The following is a 15613-nucleotide window of genomic DNA, read 5'->3' on the forward strand; positions in this document are numbered from 1 at the left end:
CATGTTCAGTTGCATAAACATTCATCCGACACGCTCGTGAGAGCCGCATATATTACTGCCCTGAAAAACTTCCGCTACCACCCGACACGCCCGGCGGGTAGGCTTTGAGGTGTTGGCCGCGCCGGTTTCGACGCCGCCTTAATGGGTGTTTCTCAGTAAGAAGTTCTCCTTGCTGCTGGGGGGCAGCACGCACGTTGGCGACGAGGATCGGAGCGGCACTGTCCTGTCCACTCAATGTCAAAGGGGAGCTTCGGGCACGTGCTGATATTACTGATTGCGCTCGCCGTTGCCGCGGTGATCGCACCTGTTCTCCTCCGCCTTCTGGGCCGTTCCGCGTTCGGGCTGCTGGCGCTGGTTCCGGCCGCGGGATTTGTGTGGGTGCTGTCGTTGTTCGTCGACGGCACCTTCGATGATGGCGGAGCTCTATATTTCGATCTCGCCTGGATGTCCCCGGTCCACCTGGACCTGACATTCCGGCTGGATCCACTGGCCGGGCTCTTCAGTCTGATCATCCTGGGTGTGGGTGCGCTGGTCCTGATCTACTGTTGGGGCTACTTCGACTCCAACCCCCGTCGGCTGGCCTACTTCGGTGCCCAGATGGTCGCCTTCGCGGGTGCCATGTTCGGCCTGGTCATCTCCGACAACTTCCTGTTGATGTACGTCTTCTGGGAGATCACCTCGGTCCTGTCCTTCCTGCTGGTCGGTTACTACGGCGAGCGCGCCTCCTCCCGCCGCTCCGCGGGCCAGGCGCTGATGGTGACCACCCTGGGCGGCCTGGCGATGCTGGTGGGCATCATTCTACTCGGACGTCAGACCGGTATCTGGAACTTCTCGGACCTCCCGGAGTATGCCGATCTCGCGGCGACACCGTACCTGACCGCCACGATCATCCTGATCCTGGCCGGTGCGCTGTCGAAGTCCGCGATCGCACCGGCACACTTCTGGCTGCCCGGAGCGATGGCCGCCCCGACCCCGGTTTCGGCGTACCTGCACTCGGCCGCCATGGTCAAGGCCGGCATCTACCTGGTCGCCCGTCTGGCACCCGACTTCAACGTGATCTCCAGCTGGTACCTCGTGGTGATCCCGCTGGGTTTGTTCACCATGATCATGGCCGGCTGGATGGCGCTGCGGCAGAAGGACCTGAAGCTGATCCTGGCCTACGGCACCGTCTCCCAGCTCGGTTTCATCATGTCCATCATCTCCGTGGGGTCCCGGGAGGCGATGCTGGCCGGCCTGGCGCTGACCTTCGCACACTCGCTGTTCAAGGCCACCCTGTTCATGATCGTCGGCGCGATCGACCACACCTCCGGCACCCGTGACATCCGGGAGTTGTCGGGACTGGGGAAGAAGCAACCCCTCATCACCGGGCTCGCGATCGTCGCCGCAGCCTCGATGGCGGGTATCCCACCCCTCCTCGGTTTCGTGGCCAAGGAGACCGTCCTGGACGCTACCCTGCACGAGGGGTTGCTGGTGGGTATGCCGCGGAACCTGATGCTGGTGGGCATGGTCGTCGGTTCCATCCTGACCATGGCCTACAGCCTGTTCTTCCTCTACGGGGCGTTCGCCACGAAGAGGGCCAACCATCCCTCGGGTGGGGGCACCTCCCGGGCCGTGGTGGAGATGCACCCCATCGGCCCGAAGCTGTGGATCTCCCCGGCCCTCCTCACCGCCCTGACGATCCTGCTGGGACTGGCCCCCGGCCTGCTCTCCACCTTCCTGGAGGCCCACCTGGACGCGGTACTGCCGCTGGCGCCGGGTGAACCGGAGACCCACCTGGCCCTGTGGCACGGCTTCACCCTTCCGCTGCTGCTCTCCGGGGTCATCATCGTCGGCGGTGCGCTCCTGTTCTGGCAGCGCGAGCGGTTGGCCCGCTTCAATTTCCAGGAACCTGCCCTGGGCAACGCCGATTCCACCTACGACTGGATCCTGGATCAGCTGCGCCGCATCTCGCTGCGCCTGACCGCCTCCACCCAGCGTGGTTCACTCACGATCAACCTGGGCATCATCTTCGCGGTGCTGATCATCCTGCCGCTGACGGCCCTGATCCTGGGCGAACGCAACGACGTGCGCATGGAACTGTGGGACACGCCCTGGCAGGCCGTGATCGCCGTGGTGATCATCCTGATGTCGATCGCCGCCACCCAGTCCAACAACCGGCTGTCCGGGGTCATCATGGTCGGGGTGACAGGCTACTCCCTCGCCGTCATCTTCGCGCTGCAGGGTGCCCCGGACCTGGCGCTGACCCAGACCCTGGTGGAGACCATCGTGATGGTGGTGTTCATGTTGGTGCTGCGCAAGCTGCCGACGGAGACCGAGTGGCGGGGTACCCCGAAGGGCAACCGGTTCCGCGCCTGGCTGGCCATCGCCGTCGGCGCGTCGGTGACCATCGTCATGATGTTCGCCATCAACGCCCGTTCAGAGGATCCGATCTCGCAGTACATGCCGGACCTGGCCTATGAGATCGGCCATGGTGCGAACACGGTGAATGTGCTGCTGGTCGACCTGCGTGCCTTCGACACCTTCGGGGAGATCTCCGTGCTGGTCATCGCCGCCACCGGCGTGGCCTCGCTGATCTACCGCACCCGCTCGTTCAGCCGCGCCTCCCGGCGCCCCACCCTCCGGGTCACGGGCCGCCGCTGGCTGGCGGCCCGGGTGGACACCGAGAAGGCACAGAACCGTTCCCTGATGGTCGACATCGCCACCCGCATCCTGTTCCCCTCGATGATGGTGGTCTCCCTGTACTTCTTCTTCGCCGGCCACAACGCCCCCGGCGGCGGTTTCGCCGGTGGCCTGGTCGCGGCTCTCGCCTTCACGCTGCGCTACCTCGCCGGCGGCCGCGACGAGCTGGAGGAGGCCCTGCCGGTGGATGCCGGCCGCATCCTCGGTACCGGCCTGCTCCTGGCCGCGGCCGCGGCAATCTGGCCGATGCTGCTGGGACGTCCGCCACTGAGCTCGCAGGTGTGGGACCTGGCACTGCCGCTGATCGGGGACGTGCACGTCCCTTCCGCCCTGCTCTTCGACGCCGGTGTCTACCTCATCGTCGTCGGCCTCATCATGCACATCCTGACCTCCCTGGGTGGCCAGCTCGACCAGGACGAGGAGATGCGCAAGCAGCGCGCCCGCGACCGGGCCCGTTCCATGGCCCGCGCCGTGGAACGCCGCCGTGCCCAGCAGAAGGCCACCGTCGGGGCGTCGGCAAGCACCCGGGCGGGGACACCGCCGGAAGCGGATCCGCCGGACGGGGCACCCACCGGCTCCGAACCAGAAACCCCGAGCAACGGAAAGGAGCACTGACATGGTCGCCAACCTCTTTCTGCTGCTCGCCGCCGGCGCGATGATCTCCGGTGGTGTCTACCTGATGCTGGACCGCGCGATGACCAAGATGCTGATGGGGATCATCCTGCTCGGCAACGGCGCCAACCTGATGATCCTGATGGCCGGTGGTTCCGCGGGTTCCCCGCCGATCCGGCACCGTGACTCCGAGGTCTACGGCGACCAGATCGCCGACCCGCTGGCGCAGGCCATGATCCTGACGGCCATCGTGATCTCCATGGCACTGACCGCGTTCATCCTCACCCTGGCCTACCGCCAGTACCGCTACCGCACCGCGGACGTGATCGAGGACGACACCGAGGACACCGCCATCGCGGCGCGGCCCTCCACGGCTTCCGCCGCCCCCGACCACGACGCCTCCGATGACCCGGAGACCGGCCGCATGACCTCCGGGGGCGACGCCTTCGGCCCGAAGTCCTTCGAACAGCCGCTGAAGGGGGAGGAGGATGACTGAGTTGCATTCCGCTCTGCTGGATCTGATGCCCTACCTGATCCCGCTGCCCATCGTCCTGCCCGCCGTCGCCGCGGGACTGGCCCTGTTACTCAGCCGCTTCCCCCACGCCCAGCGCGCGGTCGCCCTGTTCACGCTGTTGTTCATCATCGTGCTGGCCGGTGCGATGCTGTGGGTCGTGGACGCCAACGGCATCCAGACCGTCCAGATCGGCGGCTGGGACGCCCCCGTCGGCATCACCCTGGTGGCCGACCGGCTGTCCACCGTGATGCTGACCGTCTCCGCCCTCGTGCTGTTCTGCGTGATGTGGTACGCGATCAGCCAGGGCGTGCGCGACGGCGGGAAGGACGAGCCGGTGGCCGTGTTCATGCCCACCTACCTGCTGCTGAGCATGGGCGTGAACCTGTCCTTCCTGTCCGGTGACATCTTCAACCTCTACGTCGGTTTCGAGGTCTTCCTCGTAGCCTCCTACGTGCTGCTGACGTTGGGCGGTTCGCCCTCCCGCGTCCGCGCCGGTGTGGGGTACGTGATGGTCTCCATGGCCAGCTCCATGGTCTTCCTGTTCGCCCTGGCCATGATCTACGCCTCGGTGGGCACACTGAACATGGCGCAGGTCGGCATGCGGATGGACGAGGTGCCCTCCGGCACCCGGGCCGCCATTTTCGGCGTCCTGCTGGTCGCGTTCGGCATCAAGGCCGCGGTCTTCCCCCTGGACGCCTGGTTGCCGGACTCCTACCCCACCGCCCCCTCCCTGGTCACCGCGGTGTTCGCCGGCCTGCTGACCAAGGTCGGCGTGTACTCGATCATCCGGATGCGTTCGGTGGTGTTCACTGACGGCTCCCTGGACACCATGCTGATGTGGGTGGCCCTGGCGACGATGCTGGTGGGTATCCTGGGCGCGATGGCGCAGAACGACATCAAGCGTCTGCTCTCGTTCACCCTGGTCAGCCACATCGGTTACATGATCTTCGGCATCGCACTGGGCTCCGCCCAGGGGCTGTCGGGCGCCATCTTCTACGCCGTGCACCACATCCTCGTCCAGACCGCGCTGTTCCTGGTGGTCGGCCTCATCGAACGCCAGGCCGGCACGTCCTCGTTGCGGCGCCTGGGTTCCCTGGCCTACATCTCACCGGTGCTGGCTCTGCTCTACTTCATCCCGGCGATCAACCTGGGCGGCATTCCGCCGTTCTCCGGCTTCCTGGGCAAGATCATCCTGCTGCAGGCCGGCGCCAATGAGGGCGGCTGGCTGGCGTGGGTGCTCATCGCCGGTGCGGTGGTCACCTCCCTGCTGACCCTGTACACGATGGTCCTGGTCTGGTCGAAGGGGTTCTGGCGCGACCGTCGCGACGCCCCGGAGGGCTCGCTGGCGATGGCACGTCCGGCGCCGCTGGCCGATGTCACGGACGAGATCAAGTTCACCGACCGTGAGGACGTGGGCCGGATGCCCTTCGGCATGGTCGGCGCGACGACCCTGCTGGTGCTCGCCTCGCTGTCCCTGACGGTGTTGGCCGGACCACTGACCGGTGTCACCGGCCGGGCCGCCGATTCCGCCCAGGACGTCAACATCTACCGGACCGCGGTGCTGGGCGAGGACCCCGACAACCCGACCCGGACCCTGGACCAGCAACGGCTCGACGACGGCTCGGACGACCGGGAGCACCGGGATCGTCAGGAGCAGGCTCCCCTGCCGGACATCGCCACCGACAATGGCACCCCTGCCCCGGACGCCGAGGAGGACGCATCATGATCGTCGACATCAAACGCCGGTTCCGGCCCTGGACCCTGTTTTGGCTGACCTTCCTCTGGATGGCGCTGCAGGGAGAATTCACCTGGGCCAACTTCTTCGCCGGCCTGGCCATCGCGCTGCTGATCGTCTTCGGTCTGCCGCTTCCGGCCATGCCGGTCCAGGGACTGACCATCCACTGGGGCAAGTTCTTCAGTCTCATGGCCGCCTGGGTGGGAAACCTGATGTTCGCCTCCGTGAAGGTGGCCTGGTTGGCGCTGCGCCCCACGCCCCCGCCGCGCACCTCCATCGTGCGGGTGCCGATGCGGGTGCAGAATGAACTGATCCTGTCCTTCGCCACCATGCTGTTCAACCTGCAGCCCGGCGGTTCGGTCACCGACATCGACATCGCCAACCGCATGTGGACGGTCCACCTGCTGGACACCGACACCGATGAGGACCTGCAGCGCGAGCTGGCGTCTGTCGCCCGCCTGGAAAAGCGCCTCATCGAGACTTTCGAAAGGAGATAGCCACGTGGACCCGACACTCTACAACTCGATCCTGCTGGTGGCCGCGATATTCTTCGCCGGGGCCTTCCTGCTGACCATGTGGGCCATCCTGATTGGACCGAACTCACTCGACCGGCTGCTCGGTCTCGACGGCCTGGTGGCGATGATCCAGTGCATGCTGGCCACCTACATCTGCTGGACGCTGGACACCACGGTCTCCAATGCCATGCTCGTGGTCGCCCTGCTGGGCTTCATCAGCACGGTGAGCGTGGCCCGGTTCCGGAAGCGGGATGGTTCCTGATATGTCACTGCAACTTGTCACCGACATCGTCTCGCTGGTCTTCCTGCTCGCCGGGGCCCTGCTGGCCTTCTCCGCGGCAGTCGGACTGCACCGCTTCAACGACACCATGTCCAAGGTTCACGCGATCACCAAGCCGCAGACCACCGGACTGATCCTGACCGTGATCGGCGCGATCATCCGGGTCCTGGGCAGCGAGCACTTCGGGGTCACCGAACGCGGTGATCTGGGGATTCTGGTCCTGCTGGTCACTTTCGCGCTGCTCACCAGCCCCGTCACCGCACAGCGGGTGGGCCGGATCTCCCGGCGTGAAGGGCTCTACGGCACCAAGGACAACATGAACCACAATGAGGCACCGGCCGACCGTTCCATGCGGCGGCGGTGAGCCATGGGCTCAGCGGCGCTGGGCCAGATGCTCGTCGAGATTACCGTGCTGCTTCTGTCCGCGCGAAAGGCCACTCAGGCGGCGCGGGCGGTGTAGCTCCACTGCTGCCCTTCGTTCCGTAGTCGGCCGGGAACCGGTCCAGCAGCGACTGGGTGCGGAACGCCGCTTCCTACACCAGCAGCCTTCCGACCGCCGCACCGAACACCTCGGGCCGGGCTTCGAACCACGCCGCGGCCGGCCCGGGGCCAGTCGCGGCGTCCACCACCTCCAGCTCCGCCTGCGGCAGGGCGGCCGCCACCTCACGGGCCGCGGCCTCGGTGTCCCGGGCCGCCAACAGCTGCACCGGAATCTCCGCGACCGCGGCGAGGTCTCCGGAGAGGTCGAGCGCGGCGGCGTCGTCAAGCTGGTGGAGCAGCTCCGCCTTGTCCAGGCCGCGGCGGCGCAACAGGAACTTCGGCAGGAACTTCAAGGCGCTGCGGGTCTGCTTGAGCTGGGTCTCATCCAGGCGCAGCTGCGGGTCGGAGAGAACCAGGCCGCGCACCCGCTTCGGGAAGGCGGCGGCAAAGCGCACCGCCACCATCGCCCCCACTGCGTGACCACCCAGATAGAAGCTGGTCAACTCGTGTTTCTGCAGGTAATCCTGCAGCTGCTCCACCTGTTCGTCCAGCCCGCCCCGCAGCGTCGGCAGCTTGGGGACCACGCCGTGGGGCAGCTGGTTGATCACGCCTGTCCAGACCTCCGGCAGCTGTCCTGCGCCGGGCACCAGCACCAGATTCTCAGTCAAGGGGACGCAACTCCTCCATCTCATCGCAGGTTCTATCCACGGCCCCGATCCAGGAGCCGGTCTTTTCGAAGATGCGGCGTTGGCGGTGGTAGCCGGCACCGCGCTCCAGGATCTCGGAGATCAGTCCCAGCTCCCGGCGGCAGTTCAGTTCCGTAGCCAGCGGACCGAGTTCATCGACCAGTTCCGTCAGTTCTTCAGTCACCCACCGCTCGTCAGTGGCGCGGTTGACGATGACCAGCGCTTCCAGGCCGTAGCGGGCGGCCCGCCACTTGTTCTCCTCCACGTGCCAGGGCTGGAGGCTGGGCAGCGGCTCACCCCGGTCCAGCATGCGGTCGAAGTGGACCACCAGGCAGTGGGTCAGCGCCACCACAGCGGAGAGTTCCCGCAGGTTGGACGTGGCGTCGGAGATACGGACCTCGATGGTGCCCCACTTGGAGGCGGGCCGGATGTCCAGGTGCATCGATCCGGTGTGGTTGATCACGCCGGAGCGGTTCTGGTCATACATGTAGTCCACCCATTCCTGCCAGGACCGGAACTGCGGGGGCAGTCCGGCGGTGGGCAGCTGCTGGTAGAGCATGGTGCGGTTGGAGGCGTAGCCGGTGTCGATCCCATCCCAGCCCGGGGAGGAGGCCGTCAGCGCCAACAGGTGCGGATACTTGGTCAGCAGGGCGTTGATGATCGGCCACACCCGGTCCTCGTGCCGGATGCCCACGTGAACGTGGATACCCCAGATCAGCATCTGCGAACCCCAGTACTGGGTGCGCTCGATGATCTCGGAGTAGGAGCCCTTGACCGAGACCGGCTGCTCCCGGAAATCGGAGAAAGGGTGCGAGCCCGAGCCCCAGAGCCGGATGCCCAGCTGGTCCGCGGCCTCCTTCACTGCGGTCAGGGAGCGGTCCAGATCGGCGACGGCCTCCGGCACGTCATCACAGATACCGGTGACCAGCTCCACGGTGTTCTGCAGGAACTCGCGCTCCAGATGGACCTCGGGGTGGTTGCGCTCCACGATGTCGACGACATCCCCCGCGCGCGGGACCAGATCCCGCGTCTCCGGGTCGATCAGCCCGATCTCCCACTCCACGCCGAGGGTGGGGCGGGGCGAGCGGTTGAACTCGGGGGCCATGGCGACCTCCCCTTCCGAATAGGAAACTAGAGGACGACTTCCTTGACCAGGACCAGGGTGATGTCATTGCCGTCGGTGGTGTTGTCCGGCAGGGAATCGGCGTTCTCACGGGCCACGCCCTTCAGACGGGAGGCCAGCTCCCGGGCCTCCGCCTCCGCCTCGGGGTTTCCGGGGGTGAAGAAGACGGTGGTCTCCGGGAAGATCTCGTCGGCGAAGTTGCCCACCTCGCCGAGCTCGTAGCCCTCGTCACCGAGCTTCTCGGAAACCTCCGCGGCCAGCTCGGGCACGGTGGAGTTGTTCAGCACGTTCAGGCGGGCCGGCTCGGCCGGGGACGCGGCGCCACCCGGGGCAGCGTCCGCGGCGCGGTCGCGCTCACCGTCTCGTTCCTTGTCCCGCTCCGCGCCTTCCGCGGCGGCGTCACCTTCCGCGGACGTGTCCGGGGCGGCGCTCTCCCGGGCGGCGTCGCTTTCCGTGGCGTCGTCGGCCGGGGTCTGCTCCGACCCGGCCTCGGGTGCCGGGGACTGCGCGGGAGCGGACGCGGAGGATTCGGTGCTCTCGGCCGCCATCTCCGTGGAATCGGAGCCGTTACCGCCCTGGGTCAGGGAGTACAGCCCCCACAGGCCCAGCAGCACAGCGACGGCGATGAGCACCATCGCCAGACCACGCAGCGGCAGGCCCCCGCCTTTGGCTGGGGACTTCTCGGTCTCATTGTTCACATCAGTCACATCCATCACTCTAGCCCCTCATGCGCTCAGACACCCGACAACCTGCCCGGTCCGCGACTGGCTTTATCGTAACGGCCATTTCTCCCGGAGCCACCCCTGGTCCACCCGGGCGATACCGCCGCTCCGGGAGGAAGGTACTGAAGTGTCTCCTACTCCACCTCACGTGCCCCCTGCCGTTCCTGCTCGCGCTGATCCCGGATCCGGCGCAGCCGGGCGGTGAGCACGGGGTGCTCTGCCATGGCGGCCGGGGCGTCGATAAGCAGGTTGAGGCGCTGATAGTAGCGCACCGGGGAGATTCCGAGCTGTTTGCGGATGGCCTCCTCCTTCGCGCCGAGGCTGCGGGGCGCGTGTTCCTCGAAGTCGAGGAGGCGGGCATCGAAGTCATCTAGCTCGGGCATGCCTAAACTGTAGAACATGACTGTTCGTCCCATCGTTATCCACGGCGACCCCGTGCTGCACCATCCCACCGAGCCCGTGACGGAATCGCCGGCTGAGCTGGCCGAGCTGATCGCCGACATGTACGAGACCATGGATGCGGCCCGCGGCGTCGGCCTCGCCGCCAACCAGGTCGGCGTGGCCAAGCGGTTGTTCGTCTACAACTGCCCCGATGTCGAGGGCCCGGAGGGTTCCGCACTGCCCGAGGCGGAGCAGGGCTACCGTCGCGGCTGCGTGGTCAACCCGGTGCTGGAGACCTCCGCGATCCCGGAGACCATGCCCGCCGACGACGGCTCCGATGACGAGGCCTGCCTCTCGGTGCCCGGAGAGGGCTTCCCCACCGGTCGCGCCGACTGGGCCCGGGTGACCGGCACCGATGAGCACGGCAACGAGGTCAGCGTGGAGGGCTACGGCTTCTTCGCCCGCTGCCTGCAGCACGAGGTGGGGCACCTGGACGGCTACGTGTACACGGACACGCTGATCGGCCGGAACAAGCGCGCCGCGAAGAAGGCCATCAAACGCAACGGATGGACCGAGGCCGACCTGACCTGGCTGCCGGGCGTGGACGCGGATCCCTTCGGCCACGACGACGACGCCGACGACGACTCCTGATGTCCCGGATCTTCCGCTCCGACGAGATCGCCCCGGGTGACCGGGTGGTGGTGCGCCGCCTCCTCCCGGACACTCCGGGACACCTGAGCGACGTCATCGGCCATGTGCTCTCGACGGACCCGCTGGTGCTGCGCCCGCAGTCCGTGGGCGGCTTCACCAGCGACGCCCCCGCCATCGAGATCCCGGGGGAACTGGTCAAGATCGTCAAGAAACTCTCCCCGCGGCGGATCCGCAACTCCGATATCCGCGCGATCGAGGTAGCCACGGCGAAGGCCTTCCCCGGCATCGACCATTCCTGGTCGCAGTCCGGGCAGTGGCTGCTGCGCGCCGGCGACGGCGTGACTGAGCGCTCCAATTCCGCCGCCCCGCTGGGCCCGGCCGCGGGTTTCGACGCCGTTCCCATGGCGGAGATCCAGGACTTCTACGCCCGCCACCGGCTTCCGGTCCGGCTGCTGCTGCCCGAGCGCATCGGCAACCCGGCGCTGAAGCTCATCTCCGCCGACGGCTGGGAACTGGGGCAGGAAATCGTGGTCATGCAGCGCGACCTGGCGCTGCCACCCGAAATCCCCGGTGCCGGCGAGCTGGTCTTCCGCATCGACGAGCAGCCCGATGAGAACTGGCTGGACCTCTACCACTTCCGCGGTCAGCCGCTGCCCCGCCGGGCGCTGGAACTGCTGCGCACCCGCATCGACGGGAAGATGGGTTTCGGACGGCTGCAGACGCCCGACGGGGAAACCGTGGCGATCACCCGCGGCACACTGACCGGGACGGGGGACGGCCGGGTGTTCCTCGGTTACTCCGCGGTGGAGGTGGCGCCCGCGTGGCGACGCCGCGGCCTGGGCACCCGGCTGGGCGCAGAGATGCTGCGCTGGGGTGCCGACAACGGTGCCGACGAAGCCTACTTACAGGTCATCGCGTCCAACACCGCCGGGATCGGGCTCTACGGCAAGTTGGGCTTCGGCGAGCACCACCGGCACCGCTATGCCACGTACCAGGCTTAGCGCGGCCTAGTTCCGCGGCGTGTCCGCCGGGTCCGAGTCCAGTTCCTTGATCTCGGACTTGAAGATCCGCAGGGAGCGGCCGATGGAACGTGCTGCGTCGGGCAGTCGTTTGGCGCCGAAGAGGACAACGACGATCAGGGCGATGATGAGCAGTTGGGCGGGGCCGATGCCGGTCATGGGAAAACCTTTCGGAAACAACTGGTTTGCTGTGCCCACACCCTACAACGTCACTCCCCCACGGGGTTCATCGTGCAGGTCGAACAGCTAGTGTGGAGATCATGCGCATTGCCAGCTGGAACGTGAACTCGGCCCGCACCCGCGTGGACCGCATGGTGGATTTTCTGACCCGTCACGACATTGACGTCCTGGCCGTTCAGGAGACCAAGTGCACCGATGAGCAGTTCCCCTTCCACCGGTTCACCGAACTCGGCTACAAGGTCGCGCACTTCGGGCTGAGCCAGTGGAACGGTGTCGCGATCATCTCCCGGGTGGGACTGGACGACGTCGCCACGCACTTTCCCGGTCAGCCCGGCTTCGACAAGAACCCTGACGCGGAGCAGACCGTGGAGGCCCGCGCCATCGGCGCGACCTGCGGCGGGGTACGGGTGTGGAGCCTGTATGTGCCCAACGGCCGGGAGATCGCCGACCCACACTACGACTACAAGCTGCGCTGGCTCTTCGCCTTGGGCATCCACGTGTCCGACACCCTGCGGGCGGAACCGGGGAAGAAGCTGGTGCTCTGCGGCGACTACAACATCGCCCCGCACGACGAGGACGTCTGGGACCTGTCCTTCTTCGAGGGCAAGACCCACATCACCGAGCCCGAACGGGCCTCTTTCGAGGCTCTGCTGGAGCAGGGGTTGACCGAGGCCAGCCGGCGGTTCACGGAGGGGCAGTTCACCTACTGGGACTACAAGGGCATGCGTTTCCAGAAGGGACAGGGCATGCGCATCGATTTCCAGCTGGCCAGCGACGCCCTGAACGCCACCGCCACCGACGGCTTCATCGATGTTGAGGAGCGCAGCACCAAGGGCGCCTCCGACCACGCCCCGGTCGTCGTCGACTACGACGTCTAACCCCGCCGCGTCCCCATGACCCTGCAGATCGACCTGGAACTCTGGCAGACCATCGGCCTGATCATCGACTACTCGATCAAGATCATCGCCATCGGGGTCGTGCCGGAGGGTCGCCGCCCCAGCTCCTCGACCGCGTGGCTGCTGACGATTCTGCTCCTCCCGGTGGTCGGTCTGCCGCTGTTCCTGCTGATGGGCAGCCCGTACATCAACCGGCGCCGCCACCGCATCCAGCAGGAGGCCAACGCCATGGTCGAGGACGTCCTGACGGAGGTTCCCGATCAGCCCCCGGAGGCCTACACCGACCCCGAGGTCCAGTCCCTGATCCGGCAGAACCGCTTCCTGACCGGCAACCCCGCGGTGGCCGGGATCAATCACGGATTATTGGCCGACTATGACGCCACAATCCGGCGGATGTGCGAAGCCGTCGATGCGGCGGAGGAGTACATCTACGTCCAGATCTACATCATGGCGTGGGACTCCACGACCGACCAGTTCTACCGGGCCCTGGAGCGCGCGGTGCAGCGTGGGGTGTCGGTCCGCCTGCTCTTCGACCAGGTGGGCAGCTGGAAGTACCCGGGCTACCTCTCCCTGGGCCGGAAGCTGAGGAGGATCGGCGTCGACTGGTACGTCATGCTGCCGCTGAAACCCTGGCGGGGCAGATTCCGCCGCCCCGATCTACGCAACCACCGCAAGATGCTCATCATCGACGGCCGCGTCGGCTTCATGGGCTCGTTGAACATGATCGACCGCTCCTACCTGGTCCGCCGGAACCAGCGCGCCGGCCGGCAGTGGGTGGACGTGATGGTCGAACTGTCCGGTCCGATCGTGGCGTCCATGGAGGGTCTGTTCGCCGTGGACTGGTACTCCGAGTCGGACGAGACCCTTGACATCACGCGCCACACCCCCAACCTGGAGCTGCCCACCCGGCAGGGCACGGAGAGTGACGCAACCCCTCCCGAGGAATCGGAGCGCAACGTGGTCCAGCTGGTGCCTTCCGGACCGGGCTACACCACTGAACCGAATCTGCGGATGTTCAACTCGATCGTCCACCACGCCAAGCAGCGGCTGATCCTGTGCAGCCCCTACTTCATCCCCGACGAGTCCCTGCTGGAATCGGTGACCACCGCCTGCTACCGCGGCGTCGAGGTGGAGCTGCTGGTCAGCGAGCAGGCGGATCAGTTCATGGTCAACCACGCCCAGTCGAGCTACTACCAGGCGCTGCTGGAGGCCGGGGTGCGGATCTACCAGTTCCCCAAGCCCTACGTGCTGCACACGAAGTTTCTCATCGCCGACCCCGACAGCCCCGCCGGGCAACCGTTGGGAGTGATCGGCTCATCCAACATGGACATCCGCAGCTTCGGCCTGAACTACGAGGTCTCGCTCATGATCACCCAGGGTGACCTGCTGCAGCAGCTGCAGGAACTGGGGGAGAACTATCAGCGCGTCTCCCGGGAGCTGACCCTGGAGGAGTGGAACCGGCGCGGCCTGCTCCGCCGCTACATCGACAACGTGATGCGGCTGACCTCGGCGCTGCAGTAGGTGGTGCACCCGGAGGGGCGCTGTGGGGCACGGCGTCGGTGGGTCAGGGGCGCTGGGCGCGGGCGGCCCGGGCTGCGTAGACCTGCCCGCCCAGGGAAATGGAGACGCAGACGACCATGCCGATGGACATGGTCAACGCGGCGTTGGGCCCCAATCCCATCACGGGGCTCACGACGGCGGCCAGGCCGAACTGCAGGAAACCCATCACCGCGGATCCCGAGCCGGCGCGCTCGCGGACCGCACCGGTCCCCAGGGCGGTGGAGTTACCGAGGATCGGCGCAATCTGGCTGATGCAGAGGAAAACCAGGGGAAAAATGACCCACGGCGAGAGCGTGAGGTTGACGGCGATCAGCAGCGCCACGGTGAACACCGCGAGCAGCAGCTGCGCACCCCGGAGGATGGTGTGGGGTTCAAAATGGTCGATCAACTTGGCGTTGACCATGTTCGCGGCGACCAGCCCCAGGGAGTTCACGGCGAAGAACGCGGTGAAGGCACCGACAGACAGCCCCATCTGCTCCTGCACCACAAACGGCGAGGCCGAGATGTAGCAGAACATGGCGGCGAAACCGAAGGCGAAGGCGATGGTGTAACCGCGGAAAGCGGGGTTCTTCAGCACGTAGAGGTAGTTGCCGAAGATACCGCGTAGCGACGCCTCGGTACGCTCCTCCGGCGGCCGGGACTCGCGCACCAGGAACACGGCCACCAACAGCTGCGCCACGTTGACCCCGGCGAGCACCCAGAACAGCCCGCGCCACCCGATCGGGGACACGAGCAGACCACCGAGAACCGGCGCGGCGACGGGCGCGATGCCCTGGATCGTCATCATCAGCGCGAAGGCCTTGGCGGCCTTCTTACCGACGGCGAGGTCGGGAATCACCGCACGGGCCAGCACGATGCACGCGCCCGACCCCAGTCCCTGCAATAGTCGGCAGAAGATGAGGATCTCGATATTGGGAGAGAGCGCGGCGACGATCGATGCCGCCAACGCGATCCCCGCCCCACCGACCAGCAGCTTCTTGCGGCCGGTAGCATCAGAGATCGGACCGACGATCAGCTGGCCGACGGCGAGGCCGAGCATGAAGCCGGACAGGGTCAGCTGGACCATCGCCTGCGTGGTGTCCAGGTCCTCGACGATCAGCGGGAGCGCCGGCAGATACATGTCGGTGGCGAACGGGGCAGCCGCGGACAACAAGGCCAGTCCGAACAGCAGCGTGGTACTGAGCTCCTGCTTCGGGTGGCGGGCCCCGTTTGAAGCCCCGGTACTCTCAGCAGCCACTACACATCGCCTCTTTCTCCTGGAAGGTCCATCCGGCACCGGTCGTTCTCACCTCGGCGCAGCATAACCGGCGGCATGACTGGCTCGGAAGGCCCAGCGGCACAGCTGAACCTGCGGCCGATCCAGACTAACCCAATCTATAGCGTGACCGGTTACCGGAACTTCCCGGGACGGATCGACGGGACACCCCTTCGCTGCACCCCAGGAAAACCCGGGTGGTATTTTAAGGTGGACAGGCGATTCCAACGGGGTCGTCTTCAGATATACGAGTTGTGGGTCCGCGTGGCAGTGAGCGGCTGCGGCGTTCAGCAAAAAGGGGTATCGGTATGAAAGTTCGGGCTCT

General features: G+C 66.5%; 16 protein-coding genes. 10 read left to right on the top strand and 6 right to left on the bottom strand.

All coding sequences use genetic code 11. The annotated features are described in order from the left end of the window. Window positions 1–258: 258 nt before the first annotated feature. Genes ACQCVD_RS03065 through ACQCVD_RS03090 form a run of 6 tightly spaced genes read left to right on the top strand, consistent with a single transcriptional unit; the run spans window position 259 to window position 6699 of the window. A complete protein-coding gene (locus tag ACQCVD_RS03065) occupies window positions 259–3294 on the top strand; it encodes a Na+/H+ antiporter subunit A (RefSeq protein WP_426822230.1) in 3036 nt (1011 codons plus the stop codon). Between the two features lies 1 nt (window position 3295). Further along, entirely contained in the window at window positions 3296–3787 is a 492-nt protein-coding gene (locus tag ACQCVD_RS03070) for a Na(+)/H(+) antiporter subunit C (protein ID WP_426822231.1), read from the top strand. After that, window positions 3780–5531 (top strand): Na+/H+ antiporter subunit D, encoded by a 1752-nt coding sequence (locus tag ACQCVD_RS03075; protein WP_426822232.1) that lies wholly within the window; start codon window positions 3780–3782, stop codon window positions 5529–5531. The genes ACQCVD_RS03070 and ACQCVD_RS03075 overlap by 8 nt, the downstream gene beginning before the upstream one ends. Beyond that, window positions 5528–6037, top strand: a complete 510-nt coding sequence (locus tag ACQCVD_RS03080) for a Na+/H+ antiporter subunit E (protein ID WP_426822233.1) — start codon at window positions 5528–5530, stop codon at window positions 6035–6037. The genes ACQCVD_RS03075 and ACQCVD_RS03080 overlap by 4 nt, the downstream gene beginning before the upstream one ends. A 4-nt stretch (window positions 6038–6041) precedes the next feature. Next, window positions 6042–6317: a monovalent cation/H+ antiporter complex subunit F gene (locus tag ACQCVD_RS03085; RefSeq protein ID WP_426822234.1), complete on the top strand. Its 276-nt coding sequence runs from the start codon at window positions 6042–6044 to the stop codon at window positions 6315–6317. 1 nt (window position 6318) lies between these two features. Further along, window positions 6319–6699, top strand: a complete 381-nt coding sequence (locus ACQCVD_RS03090) for a monovalent cation/H(+) antiporter subunit G (RefSeq protein ID WP_426822235.1) — start codon at window positions 6319–6321, stop codon at window positions 6697–6699. Window positions 6700–6868: 169 nt separating this feature from the next. Here ACQCVD_RS03090 and ACQCVD_RS03095 read toward each other — a convergent pair whose 3' ends face one another. The 4 genes from ACQCVD_RS03095 to ACQCVD_RS03110 form a co-directional block, all read right to left on the bottom strand. Continuing rightward, a complete protein-coding gene (locus tag ACQCVD_RS03095; RefSeq protein ID WP_426822236.1) occupies window positions 6869–7483 on the bottom strand; it encodes an alpha/beta fold hydrolase in 615 nt (204 codons plus the stop codon). Beyond that, window positions 7476–8606, bottom strand: coding sequence for a glutamate--cysteine ligase (locus ACQCVD_RS03100; protein ID WP_426822237.1), 1131 nt, complete (start codon window positions 8604–8606; stop codon window positions 7476–7478). The genes ACQCVD_RS03095 and ACQCVD_RS03100 overlap by 8 nt, the downstream gene beginning before the upstream one ends. Before the next feature lie 26 nt (window positions 8607–8632). Beyond that, the gene (locus tag ACQCVD_RS03105; RefSeq protein ID WP_426822238.1) at window positions 8633–9331 is read right to left on the bottom strand and encodes a LytR C-terminal domain-containing protein; all 699 of its coding nucleotides are present in this window, start codon (window positions 9329–9331) and stop codon (window positions 8633–8635) included. Between the two features lie 149 nt (window positions 9332–9480). Continuing rightward, window positions 9481–9729 carry a DUF3263 domain-containing protein gene (locus ACQCVD_RS03110; protein WP_426822239.1) on the bottom strand — a complete coding sequence of 83 codons (249 nt, stop codon included), beginning with the start codon at window positions 9727–9729 and terminating at the stop codon, window positions 9481–9483. 16 nt (window positions 9730–9745) lie between these two features. Here ACQCVD_RS03110 and ACQCVD_RS03115 point away from each other — a divergent pair, with 16 nt between their 5' ends. Together ACQCVD_RS03115 and ACQCVD_RS03120 are read left to right on the top strand one after the other, a co-directional pair. Beyond that, the gene (locus ACQCVD_RS03115; protein ID WP_426822240.1) at window positions 9746–10378 is read left to right on the top strand and encodes a peptide deformylase; all 633 of its coding nucleotides are present in this window, start codon (window positions 9746–9748) and stop codon (window positions 10376–10378) included. Next, the gene (locus ACQCVD_RS03120) at window positions 10378–11379 is read left to right on the top strand and encodes an N-acetylglutamate synthase, CG3035 family (RefSeq protein WP_426822241.1); all 1002 of its coding nucleotides are present in this window, start codon (window positions 10378–10380) and stop codon (window positions 11377–11379) included. The genes ACQCVD_RS03115 and ACQCVD_RS03120 overlap by 1 nt, the downstream gene beginning before the upstream one ends. Before the next feature lie 6 nt (window positions 11380–11385). Here ACQCVD_RS03120 and tatA read toward each other — a convergent pair whose 3' ends face one another. Beyond that, the gene (gene tatA / locus ACQCVD_RS03125; protein WP_426822242.1) at window positions 11386–11556 is read right to left on the bottom strand and encodes a Sec-independent protein translocase subunit TatA; all 171 of its coding nucleotides are present in this window, start codon (window positions 11554–11556) and stop codon (window positions 11386–11388) included. A 101-nt stretch (window positions 11557–11657) separates the two neighbouring features. Between tatA and ACQCVD_RS03130 the strand changes: the two genes are divergently transcribed. Together ACQCVD_RS03130 and cls are read left to right on the top strand one after the other, a co-directional pair. Beyond that, complete coding sequence (locus ACQCVD_RS03130) at window positions 11658–12455, top strand: exodeoxyribonuclease III (protein ID WP_426822243.1); 798 nt, start codon at window positions 11658–11660, stop codon at window positions 12453–12455. Window positions 12456–12470: 15 nt separating this feature from the next. After that, window positions 12471–13994, top strand: a complete 1524-nt coding sequence (gene cls, locus ACQCVD_RS03135; protein WP_426822244.1) for a cardiolipin synthase — start codon at window positions 12471–12473, stop codon at window positions 13992–13994. Between the two features lie 43 nt (window positions 13995–14037). On the opposite strand, the gene ACQCVD_RS03140 is transcribed toward cls, so the two are convergent. Next, window positions 14038–15270 (bottom strand): multidrug effflux MFS transporter, encoded by a 1233-nt coding sequence (locus tag ACQCVD_RS03140; protein WP_426822245.1) that lies wholly within the window; start codon window positions 15268–15270, stop codon window positions 14038–14040. Between the last annotated feature and the right edge of the window lie 343 nt (window positions 15271–15613).

The organism is Corynebacterium halotolerans, from assembly GCF_050107895.1.
Taxonomy (GTDB): Bacteria; Actinomycetota; Actinomycetes; order Mycobacteriales; family Mycobacteriaceae; genus Corynebacterium; species Corynebacterium halotolerans_B.